Source organism: Nocardioides sp. 1609 (genome assembly GCF_004522105.1).
In the GTDB taxonomy this organism is placed as follows: Bacteria; Actinomycetota; Actinomycetes; order Propionibacteriales; family Nocardioidaceae; genus Nocardioides.
The window spans coordinates 113,140-137,703 of the sequence record NZ_SPUJ01000004.1 but is presented as its reverse complement, the minus strand read 5'-3'; the positions used below and the strand labels follow the sequence as shown (position 1 = coordinate 137,703).

General features: G+C 73.1%; 21 protein-coding genes. 9 read left to right on the top strand and 12 right to left on the bottom strand.

The window, feature by feature from the left end:
- Positions 1-4: 4 nt before the first annotated feature.
- Together E4623_RS11025 and lysS are read left to right on the top strand one after the other, a co-directional pair.
- Positions 5-919 carry a diacylglycerol kinase family protein gene (locus tag E4623_RS11025; protein WP_134766601.1) on the top strand — a complete coding sequence of 305 codons (915 nt, stop codon included), beginning with the start codon at positions 5-7 and terminating at the stop codon, positions 917-919.
- Between the two features lie 37 nt (positions 920-956).
- Positions 957-2,651, top strand: coding sequence for a lysine--tRNA ligase (lysS, locus tag E4623_RS11020; protein WP_134766600.1), 1,695 nt, complete (start codon positions 957-959; stop codon positions 2,649-2,651).
- 103 nt (positions 2,652-2,754) lie between these two features.
- Here the strand turns inward: lysS and E4623_RS11015 are convergent, their stop codons facing one another.
- The 4 genes from E4623_RS11015 to fbaA all read right to left on the bottom strand — a co-directional run bounded on the left by E4623_RS11015 (position 2,755) and on the right by fbaA (position 7,233).
- The gene (locus E4623_RS11015) at positions 2,755-3,735 is read right to left on the bottom strand and encodes a hypothetical protein (RefSeq protein WP_134766599.1); all 981 of its coding nucleotides are present in this window, start codon (positions 3,733-3,735) and stop codon (positions 2,755-2,757) included.
- A gap of 165 nt (positions 3,736-3,900) precedes the next feature.
- Positions 3,901-4,317, bottom strand: a complete 417-nt coding sequence (locus E4623_RS11010; protein WP_134766598.1) for a DUF3151 domain-containing protein — start codon at positions 4,315-4,317, stop codon at positions 3,901-3,903.
- 80 nt (positions 4,318-4,397) lie between these two features.
- The gene (locus tag E4623_RS11005; RefSeq protein WP_134766597.1) at positions 4,398-6,122 is read right to left on the bottom strand and encodes an alpha/beta hydrolase; all 1,725 of its coding nucleotides are present in this window, start codon (positions 6,120-6,122) and stop codon (positions 4,398-4,400) included.
- Positions 6,123-6,204: 82 nt separating this feature from the next.
- Entirely contained in the window at positions 6,205-7,233 is a 1,029-nt protein-coding gene (gene fbaA, locus E4623_RS11000; protein ID WP_134766596.1) for a class II fructose-bisphosphate aldolase, read from the bottom strand.
- A 70-nt stretch (positions 7,234-7,303) separates the two neighbouring features.
- Here fbaA and E4623_RS10995 point away from each other — a divergent pair, with 70 nt between their 5' ends.
- From E4623_RS10995 to E4623_RS10985, 3 genes are read left to right on the top strand one after another with little or no spacing between them, the layout of a single operon-like run.
- A complete protein-coding gene (locus tag E4623_RS10995) occupies positions 7,304-7,825 on the top strand; it encodes a DUF2867 domain-containing protein (protein ID WP_134766595.1) in 522 nt (173 codons plus the stop codon).
- A complete protein-coding gene (locus tag E4623_RS10990) occupies positions 7,822-8,721 on the top strand; it encodes a hypothetical protein (protein ID WP_134766594.1) in 900 nt (299 codons plus the stop codon). Before E4623_RS10995 ends, E4623_RS10990 begins: the two co-directional genes overlap by 4 nt.
- Positions 8,718-9,215 carry a SigE family RNA polymerase sigma factor gene (locus E4623_RS10985; RefSeq protein WP_134766593.1) on the top strand — a complete coding sequence of 166 codons (498 nt, stop codon included), beginning with the start codon at positions 8,718-8,720 and terminating at the stop codon, positions 9,213-9,215. The genes E4623_RS10990 and E4623_RS10985 overlap by 4 nt, the downstream gene beginning before the upstream one ends.
- 4 nt (positions 9,216-9,219) lie before the next feature.
- Here the strand turns inward: E4623_RS10985 and E4623_RS10980 are convergent, their stop codons facing one another.
- Complete coding sequence (locus tag E4623_RS10980; RefSeq protein ID WP_134766592.1) at positions 9,220-9,885, bottom strand: TrmH family RNA methyltransferase; 666 nt, start codon at positions 9,883-9,885, stop codon at positions 9,220-9,222.
- A gap of 98 nt (positions 9,886-9,983) precedes the next feature.
- Here E4623_RS10980 and E4623_RS10975 point away from each other — a divergent pair, with 98 nt between their 5' ends.
- A complete protein-coding gene (locus E4623_RS10975; protein ID WP_245155026.1) occupies positions 9,984-10,712 on the top strand; it encodes a VTT domain-containing protein in 729 nt (242 codons plus the stop codon).
- Here the strand turns inward: E4623_RS10975 and pyrE are convergent.
- Complete coding sequence (gene pyrE, locus E4623_RS10970; protein ID WP_209020631.1) at positions 10,709-11,254, bottom strand: orotate phosphoribosyltransferase; 546 nt, start codon at positions 11,252-11,254, stop codon at positions 10,709-10,711. The genes E4623_RS10975 and pyrE overlap by 4 nt on opposite strands.
- 32 nt (positions 11,255-11,286) lie before the next feature.
- Between pyrE and E4623_RS10965 the strand changes: the two genes are divergently transcribed.
- Positions 11,287-12,450 (top strand): pyridoxal phosphate-dependent aminotransferase, encoded by a 1,164-nt coding sequence (locus E4623_RS10965; RefSeq protein ID WP_134766591.1) that lies wholly within the window; start codon positions 11,287-11,289, stop codon positions 12,448-12,450.
- On the opposite strand, the gene E4623_RS10960 is transcribed toward E4623_RS10965, so the two are convergent.
- Positions 12,437-13,525, bottom strand: coding sequence for a proline-rich domain-containing protein (locus tag E4623_RS10960; protein ID WP_134766590.1), 1,089 nt, complete (start codon positions 13,523-13,525; stop codon positions 12,437-12,439). The two genes, E4623_RS10965 and E4623_RS10960, sit on opposite strands and share 14 nt — an antisense overlap.
- A 77-nt stretch (positions 13,526-13,602) precedes the next feature.
- Positions 13,603-16,188, bottom strand: a complete 2,586-nt coding sequence (gene clpB / locus E4623_RS10955) for an ATP-dependent chaperone ClpB (RefSeq protein WP_134766589.1) — start codon at positions 16,186-16,188, stop codon at positions 13,603-13,605.
- A 173-nt stretch (positions 16,189-16,361) separates the two neighbouring features.
- On the opposite strand from clpB, the gene E4623_RS10950 reads away from it, so the two are divergent.
- Together E4623_RS10950 and E4623_RS10945 are read left to right on the top strand one after the other, a co-directional pair.
- On the top strand, positions 16,362-17,120 hold the full coding sequence (locus E4623_RS10950; RefSeq protein WP_134766588.1) for a beta-phosphoglucomutase family hydrolase: 759 nt from the start codon (positions 16,362-16,364) through the stop codon (positions 17,118-17,120).
- A complete protein-coding gene (locus E4623_RS10945) occupies positions 17,117-19,651 on the top strand; it encodes a glycosyl hydrolase family 65 protein (protein WP_134766587.1) in 2,535 nt (844 codons plus the stop codon). Before E4623_RS10950 ends, E4623_RS10945 begins: the two co-directional genes overlap by 4 nt.
- Before the next feature lie 15 nt (positions 19,652-19,666).
- Here E4623_RS10945 and E4623_RS10940 read toward each other — a convergent pair whose 3' ends face one another.
- The 4 genes from E4623_RS10940 to E4623_RS10925 form a co-directional block, all read right to left on the bottom strand.
- Positions 19,667-20,551 carry a universal stress protein gene (locus E4623_RS10940; protein ID WP_134766586.1) on the bottom strand — a complete coding sequence of 295 codons (885 nt, stop codon included), beginning with the start codon at positions 20,549-20,551 and terminating at the stop codon, positions 19,667-19,669.
- Positions 20,551-22,041, bottom strand: coding sequence for an amino acid permease (locus E4623_RS10935; RefSeq protein WP_134766585.1), 1,491 nt, complete (start codon positions 22,039-22,041; stop codon positions 20,551-20,553). The genes E4623_RS10940 and E4623_RS10935 overlap by 1 nt, the downstream gene beginning before the upstream one ends.
- 147 nt (positions 22,042-22,188) lie before the next feature.
- The gene (locus tag E4623_RS10930) at positions 22,189-23,121 is read right to left on the bottom strand and encodes an Abi-alpha family protein (RefSeq protein WP_134766584.1); all 933 of its coding nucleotides are present in this window, start codon (positions 23,119-23,121) and stop codon (positions 22,189-22,191) included.
- Entirely contained in the window at positions 23,121-24,425 is a 1,305-nt protein-coding gene (locus E4623_RS10925; RefSeq protein WP_245155025.1) for a hypothetical protein, read from the bottom strand. The genes E4623_RS10930 and E4623_RS10925 overlap by 1 nt, the downstream gene beginning before the upstream one ends.
- Positions 24,426-24,564 lie beyond the last annotated feature (139 nt).

Sequence of the window (24,564 nt, the reverse complement as noted above, 5' to 3'; positions counted from 1 at the left end):
CGCCATGAGCGAGCCCCTCCTGGTCATCACCAACAGCGGGGCCGGCACCTCCGACGCGGAGAGCCTGGAGCGCGCGCTCGCCGTCCTGCGCCCCCACCGGTCGATCGAGGTGGAGGCGACGTCCGAGCCGGGCGAGCTCGACGGTGTCCTGCACCGCGCCGGTTCGCGCACGGTCGTGGTGGCCGGCGGCGACGGCAGCCTGCACGCCGTCATCGCCGCGCTGTACCGGCGCCACGACCTCGGCAAGAACACGATCGGGCTGCTGCCCCTCGGCACCGGCAACGACTTCGCCCGCGGCACCGGTCTCCCCCTCGACGTCGAGGACGCCGCTCGGGTGATCCTGGACGGCACCCCGCGCCGGATGGACCTGCTGGTCGACGAGGTCGGCCAGGTCGTCGTCAACAACGTGCACGTCGGGGCCGGCGCCGCCGCCAGCCGCCGCGCCCACCGCTGGAAGGGCCGGCTCGGCTCCATCGGGGTCGGCAAGGTCAACCTCGGCAAGCTCGGCTACCCGATCGGCGCCGCGATCACCGCCTGGAACCCGCCGGTGGTCCGGCTCCGCGTCGAGGTCGACGGGGTGGTCATCACCGACCTCGACACCCCGGTGCTCCAGGTGGCCGTCGGCAACGGCGCCTCCGTCGGCGGCGGCACCGACCTGACCCCGGACGCCGACCCCGGCGACGGCCGCGTCGACGTGATGATCTCGCGCGCGACCGGCCCGGTCGCGCGCTTCGTGTACGCCGCCCGCCTCAGCGTCGGATCGCACCCGGAGCACGCCGACGTCGACTACCTGCGCGGCGAGCAGGTGACCGTCAGCGGCGAGGAGTTCTGGATCAGCGCCGACGGGGAGATCTTCGGCCCGGAGCGGCGGCGGTCCTGGCGACTGATGCCGGCGGCGTACTCGATGCTGCTGCCCTGACCGGTCCGTGCCGGCGGCACTTCGTTAGCGTGGCGGCGTGGCACGAGGAAGCAAGGACTCCGACAGCGCGACCGCCGACCCCACCGACTGGGTGACCCGCGCGGCCGACGCCGCGATCCGGCACGCCGGCGAGGGCGCGGAGATGATCACCTGCGCCTCGGGGGCGAGCCCGTCCGGGCCGGTCCACCTGGGCAACCTGCGCGAGTTCCTCACCGTCCACTTCGTGGCCGAGGAGATCCGCCGGCGCGGCCTCCCGGTGCGCCACCTGCACAGCTGGGACGACTTCGACCGCTTCCGCAAGGTGCCGGCCGGCGTCGACCCGTCGTGGGCCGACCACATCGGCCGCCCGCTGTCGGCGGTCCCCGACCCCGACGGCTGCCACGCGTCGTGGGCTGAGCACTACAAGGAGCCGCTGGTCGCCTCGCTGCGCGAGATGGGCGTGGAGATGGAGGAGGTCTCGCAGACCGAGATGTACCGCGCCGGCGCCTACCGCGAGCAGGTGCTGCACGCCGTCAGGCACCGCGACGAGATCGAGGCCGTGCTGGCCCGGTTCCGCACGAAGGCGGCCGCCACCGAGGCCGACGACACCGGCGGCACGGGTGGGGCCGGCGGTCCGGACGGCGCAGCGGCCCTCGACCGGTTCCCCTACAAGCCGTACTGCCGCGAGTGCGGCCGCGACACCGTCACCGTCACCGCCTACGACGATGACACGACCGACCTGACCTACACGTGCTCGTCGTGCGCCTTCACCGGCGTCACCAACCTCGCGACCCAGGACGAGGGCAAGCTCGTCTGGAAGGTCGACTGGCCGATGCGCTGGGCCTTCGAGAAGGTCGACTTCGAGCCCGGCGGCGACGACCACGCGACGCCCGGCTCGTCGTTCACCGTCGGCAAGGAGATCGCCCCGGTGTTCGGCTGGCGCGCGCCGTCGTTCGTGGCCTACTCGTTCGTCGGCGTCGCCGGGATGACCAAGATGTCGTCGTCGCGAGGCGGTGTGCCGACCGCCGCCGACGCGCTGCGGATCCTCGAGGCGCCGATGCTGCGCTGGCTCTACGTGCGCCGGCAGCCGCGGCAGAACTTCACCATCGACTTCGGTCCCGAGGTCGTGCGCCTGTACGACGAGTGGGACGCCCTCGGCAAGAAGGCGGCCACCAGGCGCGACGTCGCGACCCTGTCGTGGGAGCGCTCGGTGTCGACGGCCGCGGCCGGGGTCCTGCCGACCTCGGCGGTGGTCGCGCCGTTCCGGCTGCTGTCGTCGGTGGCCGACGTGACCGCGGGCTCCACCGCGCTGGTCTCCTCGGCCGTGGCCGCCTCCGGCTACCCGCACGCCGGCGTCGCGGACCTCGAGCCGCGGCTGTCGAAGGCGATGACCTGGACCGCCGACCTGCCCGCCGCCGACCGCACCACCGTCCGGACCGAGCCGGACACCGCCCGTCTCGCCGCCCTCTCGGAGGACGAGGAGCGCTGGCTGGCCCAGCTGCTCGACCGGATGCCCGACACCTTCGACCAGGCCGAGATCACCACGCTCGTGTACGGCGTCCCGAAGCTCGGCCGCGGCCTCGGTCTCGACGACCCGCCGACCGACGAGGTCAAGGCCGACCAGAAGGAGTTCTTCCGGCTGCTCTACCAGCTCCTCGTCGACGCCGAGCGCGGTCCGCGTCTGCCGACCCTCTTCCTCGCCCTCGGTGCCGACCGGGTGCGCACCCTGCTCGGCGCGTCGTCCGCCCCCTAGCCCGGCCTGCTCCCGAGGCGGGTAACTCACCGTTACCAGCACTTCCCCGCCCGAATTCGGGCGGGTAGGTGCACCGAACGGTGAGTTACCCGCCCGGCACCGGTCACCCGGCGTCCCGCCGCCCGAACCGCTCCCGCAGCTCGCGGGCATCCTGCTCGAGGCGCGGGTGCAGCACTGCACCGAACCGGCGGACCGACTCCCTCCAGTCGGCCCTGGCCCGTTCCGCGGCCCGCGCGCGGCCGGCTCCGAAGAAGTCCTCCCAGTAGAGGTTGGTCACGCCGAGGCCCTCGGCGGTGACGAGCCGCTCGCGCTTGCGCTCGTCGAAGACGACGTCGCGGGCCTCGCTGTCGGTGACGCCGCCCTGCTCCGGCGTCAGCACCTTGACGCGGCCGTGCACCTCGAACACGTGGTTGCCCACCCGCATGTCGCACCAGGCGACCGATCCGGTCGAGAGGGCCACCGGGAACTGGAGGTCGACGTCGCCGATGCCCAGGCCGAGGACGAAGTCGCGACCGAGTGACTCCGCAGCGGACTCCGCACGCGGGTCGGCGAGGCCGATGACCTGCCGGACCGTGGTGACGTGGGGCCAGTGCCGCATCACGTCGACGGCCTCCCACAGTGCCCCGCGCGAGACCCCCGCTCGCATCGCGGAGTCGGCGGTCACGAGTCCCGCCCGCAGACCGTGCTCCCGCACGACGTCGCAGACGGTGCGTGCCCTGTCGAGCGTGGGGTGCCCCTCGACGTCGACGACCTGCTCCTGGCGGTAGCGGGCCAGGTGGTGCTTGACGTGCCCCTTCGTCCAGGCGTTCGTGAAACCAGGGCGGGTGATGTGCGCGTAGGACCGTTCCTGGCCGAGCATCTCCAGGCCGAGCGCGTGCGCAGCCGAGTCGTGGCTGAGCACCCACCCCCGCTTCATCGCCATGACGGCGGCCTTGGCCCTCATCAGCGGCTGGCCACGGTACGGGTCGAGCGAGTCCCAGAGCTCGGCGTCGCCGTAGACGCCGCGGTGCGCGACCACCCAGTCGCGACGCCTCAGGTAGCCGGCGATGGTCGTGGGGCTGACCCCGAGGTCGAGCGCGTCCACTCGACGGATGAGACCTCCCTGGCTGGCGAGGCGTGCGACGACTCCCGGATTCATGGGGCCGATCGTGCCTCGCGCCGCGACAGCGCGCACGGCCCTGCGCCGCGCCTGTGGAGAACGTCCCGGACCCCGTCCCCGGGGGGCGGGGCGGCCGGGCGAGGCCCAGGCTCAGCCCAGCAGCTCGGCGTACGCCGTCGGGCTCGAGTCGCGCAGGAACTCCGAGCAGCGGGTCCACTCGTCGTCCTCGCCGATGGCCCGGGCGGCCTTGGCGAGCAGGGAGAGGCAGACCAGGAAGCCGCGGTTGGGCTCGTGCTCCCACGGGACCGGGCCGTGACCCTTCCAGCCGTTGCGGCGCAGCATGTCGAGCGAGCGGTGGTAGCCCACGCGGGCGTAGGCGTAGACGGTGACCGCGTCGACGTCCTGGGAGACGGCCTCGGAGGCCAGGGCCGCCCAGGCGACGGGCGAGGCGGGGAAGGCGCGCACCGCGTCGATCGGGGTGGTGCCGGCGCTCAGGGCGTCGGCCGCCGGGTCGGGCGGGAGGTGGGTGGGCGGGGGGCCGGCCATCAGGTCACCGAAGGAGCTCATGGCCTCATCATGGCCGACGCCCCCACCCGCTGGTCGCGGGCGGGGGCGTCGGTGGAGCGGTCGAGCGGGTGCGGTGGGCCTCAGCGCCGGTAGAGCGGGCGCGCCGGCGGGCAGACCCGGCCGTCCGGCGGCAGCGTGCGGTGCACCAGGTAGTCGGCCATGGTCCGGCTGATGCAGGCCCCGCCGCCGAGGGCGCCGTGGCCCCACGCGTCGTACTGCGTGAAGACCGAGTCGCGGAACAGCGAGTTCACCTTCCGGGCGCCGCGCACCGGCGTGGCCGGGTCGTGGCTGTTGCCGACGACGAGCAGCGGGTACGACGTCGACGTCTGCCAGGGGCCGCGGAACGAGTCGGAGCCGTCACCGACACCCTCCTTGGCGCACAGCGAGGAGGCCCAGGTCCAGGAGCGGCCGAACCACGGCTGCACCCGGTCGGCGAGCTTCGCGGAGCGCTCCCACGCCGCGGGCGACTGCGGGTTGCGGCCGTCGCTGCAGGTGACGGCCTGGAAGACGAGGTCGACCGTGCTGGGACGGGCGGCCGCCGACGGCAGGGTCGTCGAGGACAGGGCCGGTGCGGCGTACGGGCCGCGCTCGTCGAGGGCCCGGCGCAGGTCGGCGAGGACCCGGAAGTTCGCCACGCGGGAGACGTCGACCCGGCGGTCCCTCGTGCCGCGGGCGGCGGCGGTCAGCTCGGCGTACAGCTCGGCGACGAACGGCGCGAAGTAGCGCGGGCCCAACGGGTCGTAGAGGGCACTGAGACCGAAGCCGACGATGTCCTGGTAGACCCACGGCTCACCGTCGAGGGTCAGGCGACCCTGGCGCGCCGCACGGACGACCGCCTGCCACTTGGCCAGCGAGGCCGGGGCGAGCTCGCAGCGCGTCGGGCCGACGCGGTCGCACTCGGTCCAGGCCGCGGTCAGCGCCTCGTAGGCGCCCTTGCCGCTGCCGATGCGGTAGCTGAACGGGTGCGTCACCTTCTTGCCGGGACCACCGGTCGACCAGGCGACCGGGTCGAGGACGCCGTCGACGACGAGCGCCCGGATGTTGTCGGGGAACATCGCGGCGTAGGTGGAGCCGAGGTAGCTGCCGTAGGAGATGCCGTAGTAGGAGATGCGCGGCTCGCGCAGGGCCCGGCGGACCAGCTCCATGTCGCGGGCGACGTCGGCGGTCGAGGCGTGGTCGAGCAGCGCGCTGGACTGCTGGCGGCAGGCGCGCCGGACACTGTCGTCGGAGCGGATCTGCTGCCTGGCCTGGCGCGAGCCGACGGGGAAGCCGAAGAAGCTGCCGGGGACGCGGATCGTGCCGCGGCAGGTCGTCCGCCCGCTGCCGCCGACGCCGCGCGGGTCGATGCCGATGACGTCGAAGCGCGCGTCGACGTCCTTGCCGAGGGTCGCGCCGGCGTCGACGGCGAAGCCCGCCGACGAGCCGCCCGGCCCGCCCGGGTTCACGAAGAGGCTGCCGATCCGGCGTCCGGGCTGGGCGGCGGCCACCTTGACGATGCCGAGCTTGGTGGTGGCGCCCCGCGGGTCGTCGTAGTCGAGCGGCACCCGCGGGGTCGCGCACGTGACGCGCGCCCGCTTCTCCTTCGGGATCTCGCGGGCGAACGGGCACTTCTTCCAGGCCAGGTCCGGCAGCGGGGCCCGGGCGACCTGTGCCTCGTCGGCCGAGACCCGCGCGGCGGGCGCCGAGGAGGACGACGGCGCGCCGGCTCCTGGCGACCGGCCCGGCGGGTCGTCGGCCCTGGACGGGCCGGTGGACAGCAGGCCGGCCACCAGGGCGGCGACGGACAGGACTGCGAGCTTGCGCAAGGGTGCTCCCGAGGTCAGGTGATGTGTGCACCCATCCTGTGCTGCTCGGGCCGCGCGTCAAGGTTGCGGCGCGCGCATTTCCTCAGATCGTGCGGCCGGCGGAGCGCAGGTGCTCGCACGCCTCGACGACCCGGGCGGCCATGCCGGCCTCCCCGGCCTTGCCCCAGGCCCGCGGGTCGTAGGTCTTCTTGTTGCCCACCTCGCCGTCGATCTTCAGGACGCCGTCGTAGTTGCCGAGCATGTGGCCGGCGATCGGCCGGGTGAAGGCGTACTGGGTGTCGGTGTCGACGTTCATCTTGACGACGCCGTAGTCGAGGGCCTCGGCGATCTCCTCGGCCGAGGAGCCCGAGCCGCCGTGGAAGACGAGGTGGAAGGGCTTGGCGCCCTCCTCGAGGCCGAACTCCTGCACGACCGCGGCCTGCGCGTCGCGCAGCACCGACGGGCGCAGCTTGACGTTGCCGGGCTTGTAGACGCCGTGCACGTTGCCGAAGGTCAGCGCCGTCATGTAGTAGCCCTGCTCGCCGTGGCCGAGGGCCCGGGCGGTGGCGATGGCGTCCTCGGGGGTCGAGTAGAGCTTGTCGTTGATCTCGGCCTCGACGCCGTCCTCCTCGCCGCCGACGACCCCGACCTCGATCTCGAGGATGATCTTCGCGGCGATGCACTTCTCGAGCAGCTCGGCGGCGATGGAGAGGTTCTCCTCGAGCGGCACGGCCGAGCCGTCCCACATGTGCGACTGGAACAGCGGCGCCTGGCCGCCCTTGACCCGCTCGACCGACAGGTCGAGCAGCGGGCGGACGAAGCCGTCGAGCTTGTCCTTCGGGCAGTGGTCGGTGTGCAGCGCGATGTTGACGGGGTAGCTCTGGGCGACCTCGGCGGCGTAGGCGGCGAAGGCCAGCGAGCCGGACACCATGTTCTTGACCGTCGGACCGGAGAGGTAGTCGGCGCCGCCGGTGGAGACCTGGATGATCCCGTCGCTGCCGGCCTCGGCGAACCCGGCCAGCGCGGCGTTGAGCGTCTGGGACGACGACACGTTGATGGCCGGGAAGGCGTAGGCACCGGCCTTCGCGGTGTCCAACATCTCGGCGTACTTCTCGGGGGTGGCGATGGGCATGCGTGGGCTCCTCGGAACGACGTCGGTCTCACCACGGACCCTAGTGCTTACCGGCCCGTAGGGTCGGTCCATGCGACGCGCGCGGACACTGCACACGAGTCGCCGCGACGCGACCGTCCGGCTCACCCCCGACGACGCCTGGTCGGTCGTCGCGTCCGGCCGCGCCGGTCGCCAGTGGTACGTCGACGCGGCACCGTTCGTCTTCCGGCGCTGGATCGACCGGCTCGCGCTCGGCCCCGGGCTGCGTCGTCCGCCGCCCGACCGGCCGCTGCTCGCCCCGGGTGACCGGGTCGGGTTCTGGCGGGTGACCGGCGCCGACCACGGGGCCCGCCGGCTCCTGCTCGAGGCCGACGTCCGCGCCCCCGGCACGGTGCGGCTCGAGGCCGCCGTCGGTCCCGACGAGGACGTCGAGGGCGCCAGCACCGTCTCGGTCACGGTCGGCTTCGCCCCGCGCGGCGTCCTCGGCCGGGCCTACCTGCTCGCCGACCTGCCGGCGCGCGAGGCCGTCACCGAGCTCGCGCTGCTCGACCTCCTGACGATCCTGCGCCGCCGTGACAACCCCGAGGGGCCGGGCTCCGTAGACCAGGTATGACCGAGCAGAGCGACCTCGCCGACCACCTCGACTCCTCCTTCGGGGACGGCCCGCCGCTGCCCCCGGCCGACGTCCGCCTCCGCGCCGGGCGGCGCGCGCTGCGCCGGCGCCGCCTCACGACCGCGGCGGGCGCGGTCGCGGTGGTCGCCGTCCTCGGCACGGCCTACACCGTCCTCGACGACGACTCCACCTCCGCCGGGGGCGGGGTCGACGTGGCGGGCACGCCGACGCCCGCCCGCGCGTCGAGCGCCCCGCCGGGCTCCCCGACGGGCTCCCCGACGGGCGCACCGGCGACCTCGCCGCCCACCGCGGCGGCCCGGCCCTCGGCCGGTCTCCACGGCTCCGACGTCTGGCTCGAGGCCGACGGCTCCGTGCTCAAGGCGCGCGGCGTGACCGTGACCGAGCGGATCGCGAACCCGCTGGCGTCGGTGCTGCCGCACCGATCGCTCGGCCTCGCGTACTCCCGCGACGGCGAGGACTACTGGGCGCTGCTCGAGTACGACCCCGTCGGCGGCTCCCTGACCTGGGACCCGGCCGGGAAGTCCTTCGCGACCCTGCAGCAGTGGATCGACGACATGGTCGCGCTCCAGACCGGCGAGCCCGGTCTGCGCCTGGTCCGCTTCGGCGCCGGCGAGACCCTGCTCCCCCGCGCGGGGGTCGAGATCCTGGCGCAGACGGGCGCGGTCGACCTGCCCGACAGCTTCGCCGGCCCCGGCGACCGCACCGCGGTCGCGATGGTGACCTACGAGGGCATGCGCTGGTTCGTGCTCGCCCGCGAGATCGGTGGCTCGGAGCCGGAGTACCTCCCGACCGCCGGCAGCGTCGGCGGAGCGACGATCGACGACTTCCTCGCCTACGCCGCCGACCAGTACGGCAGCGGCGAGGGGCTGCGGTGACCGGGGCCGATCGCGACCGCGAGTTCACCGACTTCGTCGCCGCCCGCCAGCAGCACCTGCGCCGGATCGCCTACGCCGTCTGCGGCGACTGGAACCGGGCCGACGACGTCCTGCAGACCGCCCTCACCAAGCTGTACGTCGCGTGGCCCCGGCTGCACCGCGACGGCCGCGAGGAGGCCTACGTGCGCCAGATCATCGTGCGCGCCGACATCGACGAGCACCGCCGGCCGTGGCGGCGCCGGGAGCAGGCCGGGCTCGCCGGGCACGACCGCGCCGCTCGTGAGCCGCTGCCGGTCGAGGAGCGGTCCGAGCTGTTCGAGGCGCTGCAGGCGCTGCCGCCGATGCAGCGGCGGGCCGTCGTCCTGCGGCACTGGCTCGGGCTGTCGGTCGAGGAGACGGCGGTCGAGCTCGGCGTCGCGACCGGCACCGTCAAGAGCCACACCTCCCGCGGGGTGGCCGCCCTCCAGGCGGCCCTCGCCCCCAACGGGAGCTGACCGGTCAGCCCCGCCAGGTGGTGTCGGGGGCGCCCTCGGACAGGTCGGCGTGCTCGCGGACCCAGGAGTGCATGGCGATCGCCGCGGCGGCCGAGGCGTTGATCGAGCGGGTGGAGCCGAACTGGGCGATCGAGAAGGTGCCGGCGCAGACCTCGCGGGCGGCGTCCGAGAGCCCGGGACCCTCCTGGCCGAAGAGGAAGCAGACCCGGCGCGGCAACCGCATCGTCTCGAGGTGGGCCGAGCCGGGGAGGTTGTCGATGCCCCAGACCGGGACGGCGCCGTCCGGCTGGTCGGCGAGGTAGCCGGCGAGGTCGTCGGCGCTCGGGTGGTGCCGCACGTGCTGGTAGCGGTCGGTGACCATCGCGCCGCGGCGGTTCCAGCGGCGGTTGCCGACGATGTGCACCTCCGCGGCGAGGAACGCGTTCGCGGAGCGGACGATCGTGCCGATGTTGAAGTCGTGCTGCCAGTTCTCGATCGCCACGTGGAACCCGTGGCGGCGGACGTCGAGGTCGGCGCGGATCGCCTCGACGCTCCAGTAGCGGTAGCGGTCGACGACGTTGCGCCGGTCACCGGCGCTCAGCAGGTCGGGGTCGTAGACCTCGCTCCCCGCCCCGTCGGGCCACGGACCCGGCCACGGGCCGACGCCGACCTCGACCGGTCCGTGCGGCATCGGGTCGTACGGCGCCCGCTGGTCGCCCCCCGGACTCGGGGGGATCTCAGGGTCGGCCGGATGCACAGGGGCGACGTTACGACAGGTAGGTTTTGGGGGTGAGCTTGCTGGCCGCCGTCCCCGATCTCGTCCCGTTGCTGCTGGGGATCAAGTGGATGGAGCCCGAGTGGCTCCTCGACAACTTCGGCGGCACGCTCATCTGGATCAGCCTCGCCATCGTCTTCGTGGAGTGCGGGTTGTTCTTCCCGTTCCTGCCCGGCGACACCCTGCTCTTCGCGCTCGGCCTGTTCATCGCCGGCGAGCAGATCCACATCTTCGGGATGGGCGAACCGCTCGTCGAGCTCGCGGTCGCGCTCGTGCTGCTGACCATCGCCGGCTTCCTCGGCAACGTCGTGGGCTACGAGATCGGGCGCAAGCTCGGGCCACCCCTGTACGAGCGCGACGGACGGATCCTCAAGCGCAAGTACTTCGACAACACCACCGCGTTCTTCGACAAGCACGGCAACAAGGCCCTGGTCATCGGCCGCTTCGTGCCCTTCGTCCGCACCTACATCACCGTGGTCGCCGGGGTCACGCAGATGGAGCGGCGCCGCTTCTTCACCTGGAGCGCCATCGGGGCGGTGCTCTGGGTCTGCTCGATCACCATGCTCGGCTACTTCCTCGGGGCGACGTTCCCCTCGATCGGCGACAACATCGACTACGCGATGATCGCGATCCTCGTCTTCACCGTGGCGCCCCTGGTCTACGAGGGCGTCAAGCACCGGCGCGAGCTGCGCCGCGGCGACGACCCCGACGCCGAGGCGCGCACGGCCGAGGCCGAGGCCTAGGCCCGGTAGCCGGCCCGGACGGCGTCCAGGTCGGCCTTGGTGAGGATCGAGCGGACCTCGAGGCCGACGTCGGCGAGCGGGTTCTCACCCGCCGGCGAGCGGTCGATCGCACAGACGACGACCTCGACGATGGCGCCGCCCTCGCGCAGCGCCCGGGTGGCGTCGCGGACGGCGCCGCCGGTGGTGATCACGTCCTCGACGAGCGTGACCCGCCGGCCGGCGTACGGCGGCCCCTCGGCGAGCTTGCAGGTGCCGTAGGTCTTCGCCTCCTTGCGCACGAAGAGCGCCGGCGTGCCGGTGATCGAGCTGACCACCGTGGCGATCGGGATGCCGCCCATCTCGAGGCCGCCGAGCAGCTCGGTGTCCTGCGGGATCACCTGGATCATCTCGCGCGCGACCCGGCCGAGCAGGAGGGGATCGGCCTCGAAGAGGTACTTGTCGAAGTACTCGTGCGAGACCTGGCCGGAGCGGAGGGTGAACTCCCCGGTCAGGCGGCAGCAGGCGTCGATGTCGGCAGCGAGGGAGTCGTCCGTGGTCGTCACCGGGCCAGTGTCCCAGGACTAGTGTCGAGCAGGTGACCGCGTCCCGCCTGCACGGCATCCTACCGACGATCTTCGCCGAGATGTCGGCCCTGGCCGTCCGCACCGGCTCGGTCAACCTCGGCCAGGGGTTCCCCGACGAGGACGGACCGCGCGAGGTCGTCGACGCCGCGGTGGCGGCGATGCGCGGCGGTGCCAACCAGTACGCCCCCGGCACCGGCGTCCCCGTGCTCCGGCAGGCCGTGGCCGAGCACCAGCGCCGCCACTACGGCCTCGACCTCGACCCCGACACCGAGGTCGCGATCACCACCGGCTGCACCGAGGGCATCGCCGCGGCGCTGCTCGGGCTGGTCGAGCCCGGCGACGAGGTCGTCGTCCTCGAGCCCTACTACGACTCCTACCTCGCGATGCTGCAGGTCGCCGGCGGGGTACGCCGTCCGGTCACGCTGCGCTCCCCCGACTTCCGGGTCGACCTCGACGAGCTGCGGGCCGCGGTGACGCCACGGACCCGGTTCGTGCTGCTCAACAGCCCGCACAACCCGACCGGCACCGTCCTGACCGCCGACGAGCTGGCCGCGGTGGCCGCGCTGGCCGTCGAGCACGACCTCACCGTGATCACCGACGAGGTCTACGAGCACCTCGTCTTCGACGGGGCGGTGCACACCCCGATCGCGACCCTGCCCGGGATGGCCGGGCGCACGCTGACGCTGTCGAGCGTCGGGAAGTCCTACTCCCTGACCGGCTGGAAGGTCGGCTGGGCGAGCGGACCCGCCCACCTGGTGGGCGCCCTGGTCGCGGCCAAGCAGTGGCTCACCTTCACCTCCGGCGCGCCGTTGCAGCCGGCCGTCGCGCACGCCCTCACCGAGCACCCGGGGTTCCCCGCGGCGCTCGCCGTCGAGCTGCAGGGCAAGCGCGACCAGCTCGTCGCGGGCCTGCGGGCGGCGGGCCTGCCGACGACCACGCCGCAGGGCACCTACTTCGCGACCTCCGACGTCCGCGACCTCGGCTGGGACGACGGCCTGACGTTCTGCCTGGCGCTGCCCGAGCGGGCCGGCGTGGTCGCCGTCCCGGAGCAGGTCTTCCACGACGACCCGCGCGGCGCCGGGCGGCACCTGGTGCGGTGGGCCTTCTGCAAGCGCACCGAGGTGATCGCCGAGGCGACGTCGCGGCTGGCCGCGGCCCGGCTCAGCGCCGGGTGAACCAGGCCGCCGACTCGCGCCGCAGCAGCAGCACGGCGACGGCGACGCAGGCAGCGGTGACGAGCAGCGGCGCGACGACCAGGACCCCCAGCAGGCTGGCCAGGGCGGCCCCGATGGCGGAGACGACCAGGGTGATGCGGGCGCCGTTGCTGCCGCGCAGGGTGAGGACCGCGAGCACGATCGCGACGACGGCCCAGATCGCGAAGACCACGAGCATCCCGATGGCGACGTCGGCGAGCAGGCTCGGGTCGAGGTCCTCGTAGGCGGCGTTGGAGCCGATCTCGGCGGCGACCTCGTCCTCGAACGCCGTCCGGTCACCGGCCACGAACAGCACGCCGAGCGCGACGAAGACCGCCACGAGGCTCGAGGTCACGATCGTCGCGACGGCCGCGGCCACCACCTGGGGCGGGCGGGACGTCGGCGCCGGGGCCTGCCGGTGGCCGCCGTACACGGGTGCGGGCTGGTGAGCGGGCTGGGCGGGCTGGTGGGGCTGCTCGTGGTGGGGGGCGTGGGGCGCCTGGTCGACCGCCGCCGGTGCGGGCGTCGTCCGCTCGGCCGGCGGGACGTAGGACGTCGAGGTGTGGGTCGAGGGTCCGAACGGGTCGGGCTTGGACGGGTCGCGGCGCGCGACCTGCTCCGACGGTGCCGCGACGCCGGCGAACCAGTCGCGCGCCGGCTGCAGCCACAGCATCACGATCGCCGCGACGACGACGGCCGCGAGGAAGCCGGACGTCGACAGGCCGGCGACCAGCAGGACCGGCGCCAGGATGCTCAGCGCCAGCCGCGCGCTGCGCGCCCGCATGAGGACCTGCCAGCCCAGGATCGTGGACGCCGCGGCCGCGCCGCCGGCCACCAGGCACAGGACCCGCAGGATCGACTGGACGTCGTCGACGCTCAGCCCGAGCCCGGACGCCGGCGGCTCGGCGATCAGGCGCGCCGCCGACTCCTGCGCCTCGATCGAGCCCAGCGAGGCCATCTGGTCGAAGGTCAGCAGCAGCACGAACAGCGAGCCGCCCATGATGACGCCGCCGAGCAGGGACACCTGCCGCGGTCGGGGGATCGTCTTCTCGGCCACGGCCCCAGTCTCCCAGAGGGGACCTGAGTACGCCGCCCCGCACCTCGCCCGACGGCGCGAGACGGCGTGCGACGGCGTCAGACGCTCAGCACCAGGCCCCCGTCGCCGGCGTCGATGCGCACGGTCGACCCGTCGACGACCTGGCCGCCGATCAGCATCTTCGCGAGGTTGTCGCCGATCGCCGACTGCACGAGGCGGCGCAGCGGCCGGGCGCCGTACGCCGGGTCGAAGCCGGTCTCGGCGAGCCAGGCCTTGGCGGCGTCGGTGACCTCGATCGTGATCCGCCGGACCGCGAGCCGCTTCTCGAGCAGCCCGAGCTGGAGGTCGACGATGTGGGTCAGCGCCTCCTTCGAGAGCGCCTCGAACAGGACGATCTCGTCGAGCCGGTTGAGGAACTCCGGCTTGAACGACGACCGCACGACCGCCATCACCGCGTCCCGCTTCTTCTCCGGCTTGAGCGTCGGGTCGACGAGGTACTGCGAGCCCAGGTTGCTGGTGAGGATCATGATCGTGTTGCGGAAGTCGACCGTGCGGCCCTGGCCGTCGGTGAGCCGACCGTCGTCGAGCACCTGCAGCAGGATGTCGAAGACCTCCGGGTGCGCCTTCTCGACCTCGTCGAGGAGCACGACGCTGTAGGGCCGGCGGCGCACCGCCTCGGTGAGCTGGCCGCCCTCGTCGTACCCGACGTAGCCGGGAGGGGCGCCGACCAGGCGCGCGACCGAGTGCTTCTCGGAGTACTCGCTCATGTCGATGCGCACGATCGCGCGCTCGTCGTCGAAGAGGAAGTCGGCCAGCGACTTCGCGAGCTCGGTCTTGCCGGTGCCGGTGGGGCCGAGGAAGAGGAACGAGCCGACCGGACGGTGGGGGTCGGCGATGCCGGCCCGGGAGCGGCGGACGGCGTCGCTGACCGCGACGACGGCGGCGCGCTGGCCGATCAGCCGCTCGCCGATGACGTCCTCCATCTTCAGCAGCTTGGCGGTCTCGCCCTCGAGCATCCGCCCGGTCGGGATGCCGGTCCAGGCCTCGACGACGTCGGCGATCTGCTCGGGGCCGACGGACTCGCCGACCATCGGCTCGGCGGTCGAGCGCTCCGCGGACTCGGCGGCCTCGATCTGCTTCTCCAGCTGCGGGATCTGCCCGTAGAGGATCTCGGAGGCCTTCTCGTACTCCCCGTCGCGCTGGTGCTTGTCGGCCTCGACGCGCAGGTGGTCGAGCTGCTTGCGGAGCTCGCCGGCGCCCTCGAGCGACGCCTTCTCCTGCTCCCAGCGGGCCTCGAGGCCGCGCAGCTCCTCCTGCTTGTCGGCCAGGTCGGCGCGCAGGACGCCGAGCCGGTCGCGGGAGCCGGCGTCGTCCTCCTTGGCGAGCGCGAACTCCTCCATGCGGAGCCGGTCGACCTGGCGGCGCAGCTGGTCGATCTCCTCCGGGGAGCTCTCGATCTCCATCCGCAGCCGGCTGGAGGCCTCGTCGATCAGGTCGATCGCCTTGTCGGGGAGCTGGCGGCCGGTGATGTAGCGGTCGGACAGGGTGGCGGCCGCGACCAGCGCGGCGTCGGTGATCCGGACGCCGTGGTGGGCCTGGTACTTCTCCTGGATGCCGCGCAGGATCTGGATGGTGTCCTCGACCGAGGGCTCGCCGACGAAGACCTGCTGGAAGCGGCGCTCGAGCGCGGGGTCCTTCTCGATCCGCTCGCGGTACTCGTCGAGCGTGGTCGCGCCGATCATGCTCAGCTCGCCGCGGGCCAGCATGGGCTTGAGCATGTTGCCGGCGTCCATCGCGGAGTCGCCGCCGGCGCCCGCGCCGACGACGGTGTGCAGCTCGTCGATGAACGTGATGACCTGGCCGCCGGCGTCCTTGATCTCCTCCAGGACGGCCTTGAGCCGCTCCTCGAACTCGCCGCGGTACTTCGCCCCGGCCACCATCGCGGCCAGGTCGAGGCTGAGCACCCGCCGGCCCTTGAGCGAGTCGGGGACGTCGCCGTCGACGACGCGCTGGGCGAGTCCCTCGACGACGGCGGTCTTGCCGACGCCAGGCTCGCCGATGAGGACGGGGTTGTTCTTGGTGCGCCGCGACAGCACCTGCACGACGCGCCGGATCTCGGCGTCGCGTCCGATGACGGGGTCGAGCGCACCCTCCTCGGCGAGCTGGGTGAGGTCGACGGAGTACTTCTCGAGCGCCTCCCAGGTCGACTCGGCGTCCTGGCTGGTCACCCGGCGGTTGCCGCGGACGGCGGTGAGGCCCTCGCGCAGGCCCTTCTCGCTGAGCCCAGCGTCCTTGAGCACCCGCTGGGCGTCGGAGTCGGTGCCGGCCAGCGCGATGAGCAGGTGCTCGGTGGCGACGAAGTCGTCCTTCATCGACGAGGCCAGGTCGAGCGCGCCGGCGAGCACGCGGGTCAGCGCCGGCGACGTGGTCGGGCGCTGCACGGTCGCGCCGGTCGCGCGCGGCAGCGCGGCGAAGGCCGACTCGGCGCTGCGGGTCAGGGTCGCGAGGTCGACGCCGGCCTTGGTGACCAGCGTGCCCGCCGTCCCCTCGCTGTCGCGCAGCAGCGCGACGAGGAGGTGCAGCGGCTCGACCTTGCTGTGGCCGGACGTCGTCGCCGCGAGCTGGGCGGCCTCGATGGCCTCCCGGCTGCGGGTGGTGAACTTCTCGGCGGAGAACTGACTCATGGGGGCAATGCTCCTGCGGTACGGGTCCGAGCGGGTCGGAACGGGTGGATCGGCGGCCCGACGGAGTCGGACACCGGGTTCAACGTAGCAAGAGTTGAGTCTGTTCCACTCAACTTTGACCATCTGTCACGGTGTCTACGAGTCGGACGGTCGGCCCGACTACCCTCAGGCGCATGATCGTCGACTGGAGCGCGTACCGCGCCGTCCTGTTCGACCTCGACGGCGTCATCACGCCGACCGCCGAGGTCCACATGCGCGCCTGGGCGCAGATGTTCAACGACTTCCTGAGCGCGCGGGGGGTCGAGGATCCCTACACCGACGCCGACTACTTCGAGCACGTCGACGGCAAGCCGCGCTACGACGGCGTCCGCGACCTCCTCGCCTCCCGCGGCATCACGCTGCCCGACGGCACCCCCGAGGACCCCGCCGACCAGGCGGCCGGCGCCGAGACCGTCTGCGGGCTCGGCAACCGCAAGAACGACGCCTTCGGCCAGGTGCTGCGCGAGGAGGGCGTCGCGGCGTACCCGGGGTCGCTGCGGCTGCTCGACGAGCTGCGCGAGCGCGGCACCGCGCTGGCGATCGTGTCGTCGTCGAAGAACGCGCCCGACGTGCTGGCCGCGGCGGGCGTGACGGACTACTTCACCGTCGTGGTGCACGGCGGCGTCGCCGCCGAGCGCGGCCTCAAGGGCAAGCCGGCTCCCGACACCTACCAGGAGGCGGCCCGCGAGCTGGGCGTGCCCGACGAGACCGCCGTCGTCGTCGAGGACGCCACCAGCGGCGTCGCGGCCGGCGCCGCCGGCGACTTCGGCCTCGTGGTCGGGGTCGACCGCGGCGTCGGGCACGACGCGCTGACCCGGGCCGGCGCCGACGTCGTCGTCGACGACCTCGACGAGCTCACCGCCGCGGCCGCTGCGCCCGGGGACCCCGCATGAGCACCGTCGACCCGAGCCTGCACGAGCGGCACGGCGCCAGCCACAAGGCCCCGCCGGCCGTCGACCCGCTCGACCGCACCCGCTTCCCGGTCGAGGAGTGGCGCCTGGTCGAGACCCGCTTCGACTCCAGCGACCTCGGCACCACGGAGTCGGTGTTCAGCGTCGGCAACGGCTTCCTCGGCCTGCGCGGCAACTACGAGGAGAGCCGCGACTTCGCGGCCAACGGCACCTTCATCAACGGCTTCCACGAGACCTGGCCGATCCAGCACGCCGAGGAGGCGTTCGGGTTCGCGAAGGTCGGCCAGACGATCGTCAACGCCCCCGACGCGAAGGTGATCCGGCTCTACGTCGACGACGAGCCGCTCGAGCTGTCGACCGCCGACCTCGTCGAGTACGAGCGCGCCCTCGACTTCCGCACCGGCGTCCTGTCGCGGCACGTCGTGTGGCGCACGCCGTCCGGGCGACGGGTGCAGGTCGACAGCACCCGGATGGTCTCCTTCACCCAGCGCCACCTCGCGGTGATGACCTTCGAGGTCACCCTGCTCGACGACGGCGCCCCGATCACGATCAGCTCGCAGCTGCTCAACCGCCAGGACGCCGACCGCGGTGCGTCGGTCGAGATGGCCAAGGCCGCCGCCGACTTCGACCCGCGCAAGGCCAGCCACTTCGCCAACCGGGTGCTGGTGCCGGAGAACGACCACGGCGTCCTGCCCGACGGGCGGCTCGCGCTGCGCTACAAGACGGCCGAGAGCGGCATGACGATCGCGATCGCGGTCGACCACGAGCTCGAGACCGACAGCCCGAGCACCACCGCCTACGAGCGCGGCGACGACATGATGAAGGCGATCTTCCACGTCAGCGCCGAGCGGGGCGTCCCGATCCGCCTCACCAAGACCGTCGGCTACCACGCCGCGCGCGTGGTGCCCACGGGCGAGCTGCTCGACCGCTGCCTGCGCACCCTCGACCGGGTGCGCGAGGAGGGCCTCGAGAAGCAGGCGCACGACCAGCAGGCATGGCTCGACGAGTTCTGGGAGCGCTCCGACGTCGAGATCGGCGGTCAGCCGGCGCTGCAGCAGGCCGCCCGGTGGAACCTCTTCTCGCTGGCGCAGGCCTCGGCGCGCGCCGACGGCGCCGGCATCCCCGCCAAGGGGGTGACCGGGTCCGGGTACGGCGGTCACTACTTCTGGGACACCGAGATCTACGTGATGCCGTTCCTCACCTACACCACCCCGGGGGCGGCGCGGAACGCGCTGCGCTTCCGCCACTCGCTGCTCGACTCCGCGCGCCACCGCGCCCGCCAGCTCGCGCAGAAGGGCGCCCTGTTCCCCTGGCGCACGATCAACGGCGAGGAGGCCTCGGCCTACTACGCCGCCGGCACCGCGCAGTACCACATCGACGCCGACATCGCCTACGCCCTGAGCCAGTACGTCAGCGCCACCGGCGACTACGAGTTCCTCGACCGCCAGGCGGTCGACATCCTCGTCGAGACCGCCCGGCTGTGGGCCGACCTCGGCTTCTGGCGCGACGAGGACGGCGGCGCGTTCCACATCCACGGGGTCACCGGCCCCGACGAGTACACGACGGTCGTCAACGACAACCTGTACACGAACGTGATGGCGCGCTTCAACCTGCGCAGGGCCGCCGAGGCGGTGCGGTTCATCCAGGAGAAGCGACCGGAGAACTTCCGCGAGATGGCCGCCCGCGTCAGCCTGCGAGACGGCGAGGTCGAGCAGTGGGAGCGCGCCGCGAACGCCATGAACATCCCCTTCGACGAGCACCTCGGCATCCACCCGCAGGACCTGCACTTCCTCGAGCGGGAGATGTGGGACCTCGACCACACGCCGCAGGACAAGCGGCCGCTGCTGCTCAACTACCACCCGCTGGTGATCTACCGCTTCCAGGTGCTCAAGCAGGCCGACGTCGTCCTCGCGCTGTTCCTGCAGGGTGAGCACTTCACGCTGGAGCAGAAGAAGGCGGACTTCGACTACTACGACCCGATCACCACGGGCGACTCCACGCTCTCGGCCGTCGTGCAGTCGATCATCGCGGCCGAGGTCGGCTACCACGAGCTGGCGCTGCGCTACTTCCACGCGGCCCTGTTCGTCGACCTCGCCGACCGGCACGGCAACACCTCCGACGGCGTCCACGTCGCCTCGACCGGTGGCGTCTGGAGCGCCCTGGCCTCCGGCTTCGGGGGCTTCCGCGACCTCGGCGGCGGCCGCTGGTGCCTCGACCCGCGGCTCCCCGACGGCTGGGACTCGCTCACCTACCGGATCACCCTGCGCGGCACCCGCGTGCGGGTCCGCGTCGAGCCCGACGCCCTGCACCTCGAGATCGAGGAGGTCGGCCCCGACGGGGGCGAGCTCGCCTTCGGCGTCAAGAACGACACGCTGACCGTCGCCCCGGGAGCGCCCGCGAGCGTCGCCCTCGACGGCCGCGGCCCGCGCCTGGAGGGTTCGCCGCCCAACCCCGCCGGCACCCGCCGCTCCGACGGCACCGTGATCACCGCGACGGTCCCCTCGGGCGAGTGAGGGCGGGCCGGCGGGTCAGGGGACGACGACCACCGGCACCGGGGAGGCCCGGATGATCTTGGTGGCGGTCGAGCCGAGGAAGAGCCGCTTCATCAGGCTGGCGGCCGACGAGCCGACGACCAGGACGTCGCTGCGCTCCCACGGCACGCCCTCGAGGGCCTCGGCCCAGCTGCGCCCGGTGGCGACGGCCGTCTCGACGTCGTCGGGCACGTCCGGGCCGTCGCCCAGCGCCGCGACGGCCGCCGCCTGGAGGGCGGCGGTGTGCTCGACGTAGGACGCCAGGATCTCGTCCTCGCCGTGCACCTCGGGCGGGTACATCGTCTTGCCGCGGACGCCGAAGGTGACGACCCGCAGCGCCGCGCCCACCTCGTGGCAGATCGCCGCCGTGCGGGCCAGGACGTCGGACGAGGCGTCGTCGCCGCGGAACGCGCACGTCGCGCGGCCGAGCGTCGCGTCGGGCGCGGCGCGGAACCCGCGTGGCGCGACCGCGACCGGGACGTGCGAGGAGTGCAGCAGCCGGTCGGCAGTCGAGCTCACCACGACCGTCCCCCACGCGCCGTCGGTGCCGGAGCCGACGACGATCATCTCGGCACCGACCCGCGTCGCCTCCTCGATGAGCGTGGCCGCCTCCGACTTGCCCGGGACGGCGGCCACGGACGCCGTCACGTCGGGGCAGATCTCCGCGAGCAGCTCGGTGGTCGCGGCCACCGACCGCTCGCCCTGGTCACGCGCCCAGGTCTCGAACTCGCGGTCGGAGCCGCGGGCGACCGGGGTCGGCCACGGGGCCGGGACGACGACGACGACGCGCAGGTCCCGACCGGCCGAGCGGGCCAGCGTCGCGGCGAGGTGCAGCGGGGCCGCGTCACCCTTGGCGGCGGCGTACCCGACCACGAGCGTCATCAGTGGCCTCCGCCCGGCGCCCCGGGCTGCGTCGTGTCGGCGACGACCCCGCGGTTCAGCGCGGCGTTGTTGCGACCCCACAGCAGGTAGAACGCCAGCACGACCGCCAGCCAGACCGCGAAGATGACCCACGTGACGGCCGCGAGCCCGGACAGGATGTAGACGCACGCGGCGATCGTCAGGATCGGGGTGACCGGGTAGCCGGGCACCCGGAACGGCCGCTCGAGGTCGGGCTGCGAGCGGCGCAGCACCAGCACGGCGGTGGCGACGACGATGAACGCGATGAGGGTGCCGATCGAGACGGTGTCCCACAGGTAGTCCGACGGCACGAAGCCGGCGATGAGCGCGACCACGACGGAGACGACGACGGTGTTGAACGTCGGGGTGAGCGAGACCGGGTTCACCGAGGCGAACCGCTTCGGCAGCATCCCGTCGCGGCCCATCGCGAAGAGGATGCGGGTCTGGCCGTAGAGCGTGACGAGGGTGACCGAGAAGATCGAGATGACCGCGCCGGCAGCGAGGATCGTGCCGGGCACGCTCGAGCCGGTGATGTTCGACAGGATCACCGACAACCCGGCGCTCTGCTGGTCGGGATCCTCGAACTCCTCGCTCGGCTGGGCGCCGACGCCGGCCAGCGCGACGAGCACGTAGATCGCGACGACGATCACCAGCGCGCCCATGATGGCCCGGGGCAGCGCGCGCTGGGGGTCGCGCACCTCCTCCCCCGCGGTCGAGACGGCGTCGAGCCCGATGAAGGAGAAGAAGATCGTGCCGGCGGCGGCGCTGATGCCGGCCGCGCCGGCGTCCCAGAAGCCGCTGAAGTGGTCGGTCTCGAACGCCGTGAGGCCGATGACCACGAAGAGCAGCAGCACCCCGAGCTTGATCAGCACCATGATCGTGTTGACCTTCGCCGACTCGCTCGCGCCGCGCAGCAGCAGGAACATGCACATGACCACCAGGACGACGGCCGGCAGGTTGACCAGCCCGGTGACGTTGTCCTCGTAGGGCACCGGTGAGTACGACAGCGCGTCGGGCAGGTGGAACCCGAACAGGCTCTGCAGCAGCTCGTTGAAGTAGCCGCTCCACCCGACCGCGACGGCGGCCGAGCTGACGCCGTACTCGAGGAGCACGCACGCGGCGACGACCATCGCGACGAGCTCGCCCATCGAGTGGTAGGCGTAGGAGTACGTCGAGCCGCTGACCGGGATCGCACTGGCGACCTCGGCGTAGCAGATCGCCGACAGCCCGGCGGCGAGCCCCGCGACGAGGAAGGCGACGATGACGGCCGGCCCGGCGTCGGGGACCGCCTCCTGCAGCACGAAGAAGATGCCGGTGCCGACGGTCGCGCCGACACCGAAGAGCATGAGCTGGAAGGTCCCGAAGCTCCGCTGCAGCTCGGGCCCGTCGTGCGGCCCGCGCGGCGCCGCGATCGGCTTGCGCCGCCTCAGCTGGTCACCGATCGACGGCCGCCCGTTCGCCAGGTCTGTCATGTCGCCCTCCCGCCACCCGGGTCGTGCGCCCGAGTCGGAGCGAACCTAGACCCGCGGGAGCGTCCCTGGATACGCCGTCCGCGAGATTTCATGGCGCCGAAACACCGGCTCGCCTCCGTGCTGCGTCCGTGCTGCGTCCGTGCTGCGTCAGCGCGGCTCGACGGCGTCGCCGTCGCCGGGGGTGCCGTGCTCGGGGAACGACGCGTCGGCGGCGTCCTCCTCGACCAGGCAGGTGCGGCAGAAGTCCTCGCCGAACGGCGTCAGGTGGATGCTGCGCCGCACGACCTTGGCGAACTTCACCGAGTGCACCGCCGCGAGGACGTCGGGCTGGGCCTCGACGACCTGGTACTCCAGCGGGTCGCGCAGCGACTCCCGGGAGAACCAGACCAGGCCGAGCCGGAACAGGTTGTTGAGGTACGACGGCACCTGCTCGACGTGGCGGAGGCCGGCTCGGGCGCCGATCATGGTCAGCCCGGGCGCGACGAGGTGCGAGGACACCAGGCCGATCGGCCCGCCGGTGCGGACGTCGACGCTGGGCTGCGGGCCGTCGTTGAGCAGCAGCAGGAGGATCCGGCCCTCGTCGGGCGCGAGCTCGGTCAGGATCCGGGCGAACGCCGGGTGACCCTCGTCGGTGCTCCAGACGTCGCGCGAGCGCATCAGCAGGTCCTGGCCGAGCTCGCGCAGCGTCGGCTCGTGCTTCGTCGGGGCGGCCGGCGGCACGACCCGGCCGTCGACGACCACCGGGTCCTGACCGGCGGCCGACGGGTGCTCGCCCACCAGCCCGCCGAGCGTCGCGCCGGCGACGACGAGGGCCTTGCCGACCGGGGTGCCGGAGGACACCGAGCGGGCCAGCTCGCCGACCACGGCGATCGCCTGGCCGGCGTCCTCGGCGAGGGCGGCGGCCTCGTCCTGGTCGGTGACGGCACGCCCGACCCGGCGCCACGCGGCCGCCGAGGTGCGCAGCGACCAGCCGGTCGTGTGCCAGGCGGCGGACGCCGCCACCCGGGCCAGCCCGGGCAGCGCCTCGGCGGCGGGCAGCAGGTCGCGCGGGTCGGGGCGGCCGGGGGGCTCGGTGCTCATCAGGCCCCCTGGACGCCGAAGATCGCAAGGTGCAGGAGGCCGCCGGCGGCTCCCATGATCGCTCCGTGGGCGTACAGCATCCACTCATCCTCCCTGATGGCCGAGCGCATCATCTCCACGAAGTCGCGCGGGGGCAGCTCCCTGGTCCGTCGTTCGACGAGGTCGCGGATCCGCTCGGCCTGGCGGGCGCTGAACTCGGGGTCCTTGAACGGCGTCAACGTGCGATCGACCGCCTCCCGGGCCACCGACTCCCGGATCGTGTCGAACCGGGCGCCGCCGATCGCCACGCGCAGCGCACCGCGGGCCGGTCCGGCGGCCTGGTCGATCGCCGGGCGCAGCGCGGTGACGAGCATCTGCCGCGTCCGGTCGCCGCGCGGCCCGTCGAGCAGGAAGTCGCCGATCCGCTCGAGGGTGATGACGTCGTCGGCGATGATCTGGGCGTAGACGCCGGCAGCCTCGTCCTGGCGGCGCAGGAAGAGCCCGTGCACCTTGACGCCGAGGACCCGCCGCGGCTCGGCGGGCTCGAAGATCAGCCACATGCCCAGGGCGTTGGTGGCCCAGCCGACGACGACGCCGAGCACCGGGAGCAGCCACGCCTGGTGGGCGATGCTGTCGACGACGGCCACCGGGACGCCGAGCAGGAACCCGAACACGAAGCCGAACCGGACCATCATGTCCAGCTCCTTCTGGCCGAAGTCGCGGAAGATCCGCACGACCAGGTCGGGGTTGTCGGCGAAGTGGTCGATCACCATGATCTTCGGGTCGAGCAGCTGGTCGATGTGGATGCCGATCTCGTCGGTCACCCGGCCGACGACGCTCGGCAGCTGCGCCTGGACACGGTGGTAGACGGCGTCCTTGAACGGCTGCGGCAGGTCGCGCCACAGACGCGGGTGCTCGGTGCGCATCACCTGGTCGACGAGCCCCGGGACCTCGGGACCGAAGACCGTCACGATGTGCTCGGCGATCCGGTCGGGCTCGAGCTGCTGGTAGAACTCCGCCGGCGTCCCGAGCTTCGCGATCGCCTTGTCGACGGCGATGCTGCCCATCTTCGCGGCCCGCGCCGGCACGATGCCCTGCCACCCGATCCCGCCCTGCAGCAGTCCGGGGACCTCCTGCACCTTGCGCGGCAGGACCGTCGCGAGCTCCCTCATCCCGGGCACCCGCACCCCGCGGAAGCGCAGGGGCGCGAACAGCATCACCAGGCCCGACCAGTTGATCAGCCAGCCGACGACGCCGGTGAAGAGCGGGATGCTGAGGAACGCGGCCCAGTGCAGGTCGCTCGCCCAGTCGCGCACCCAGTCCACGCACGGCCCCTTCGCCTCGGGCGGCCCCATCACCACCCGGTCTGCGCAGGGTAGTGCAGCCCACCCCACCACGTGCGACACCGTGACGCAGGCAACGGGCGGGCGTCGTCCGGGGACGCCGTGCGCGGGCGGCGCCGCC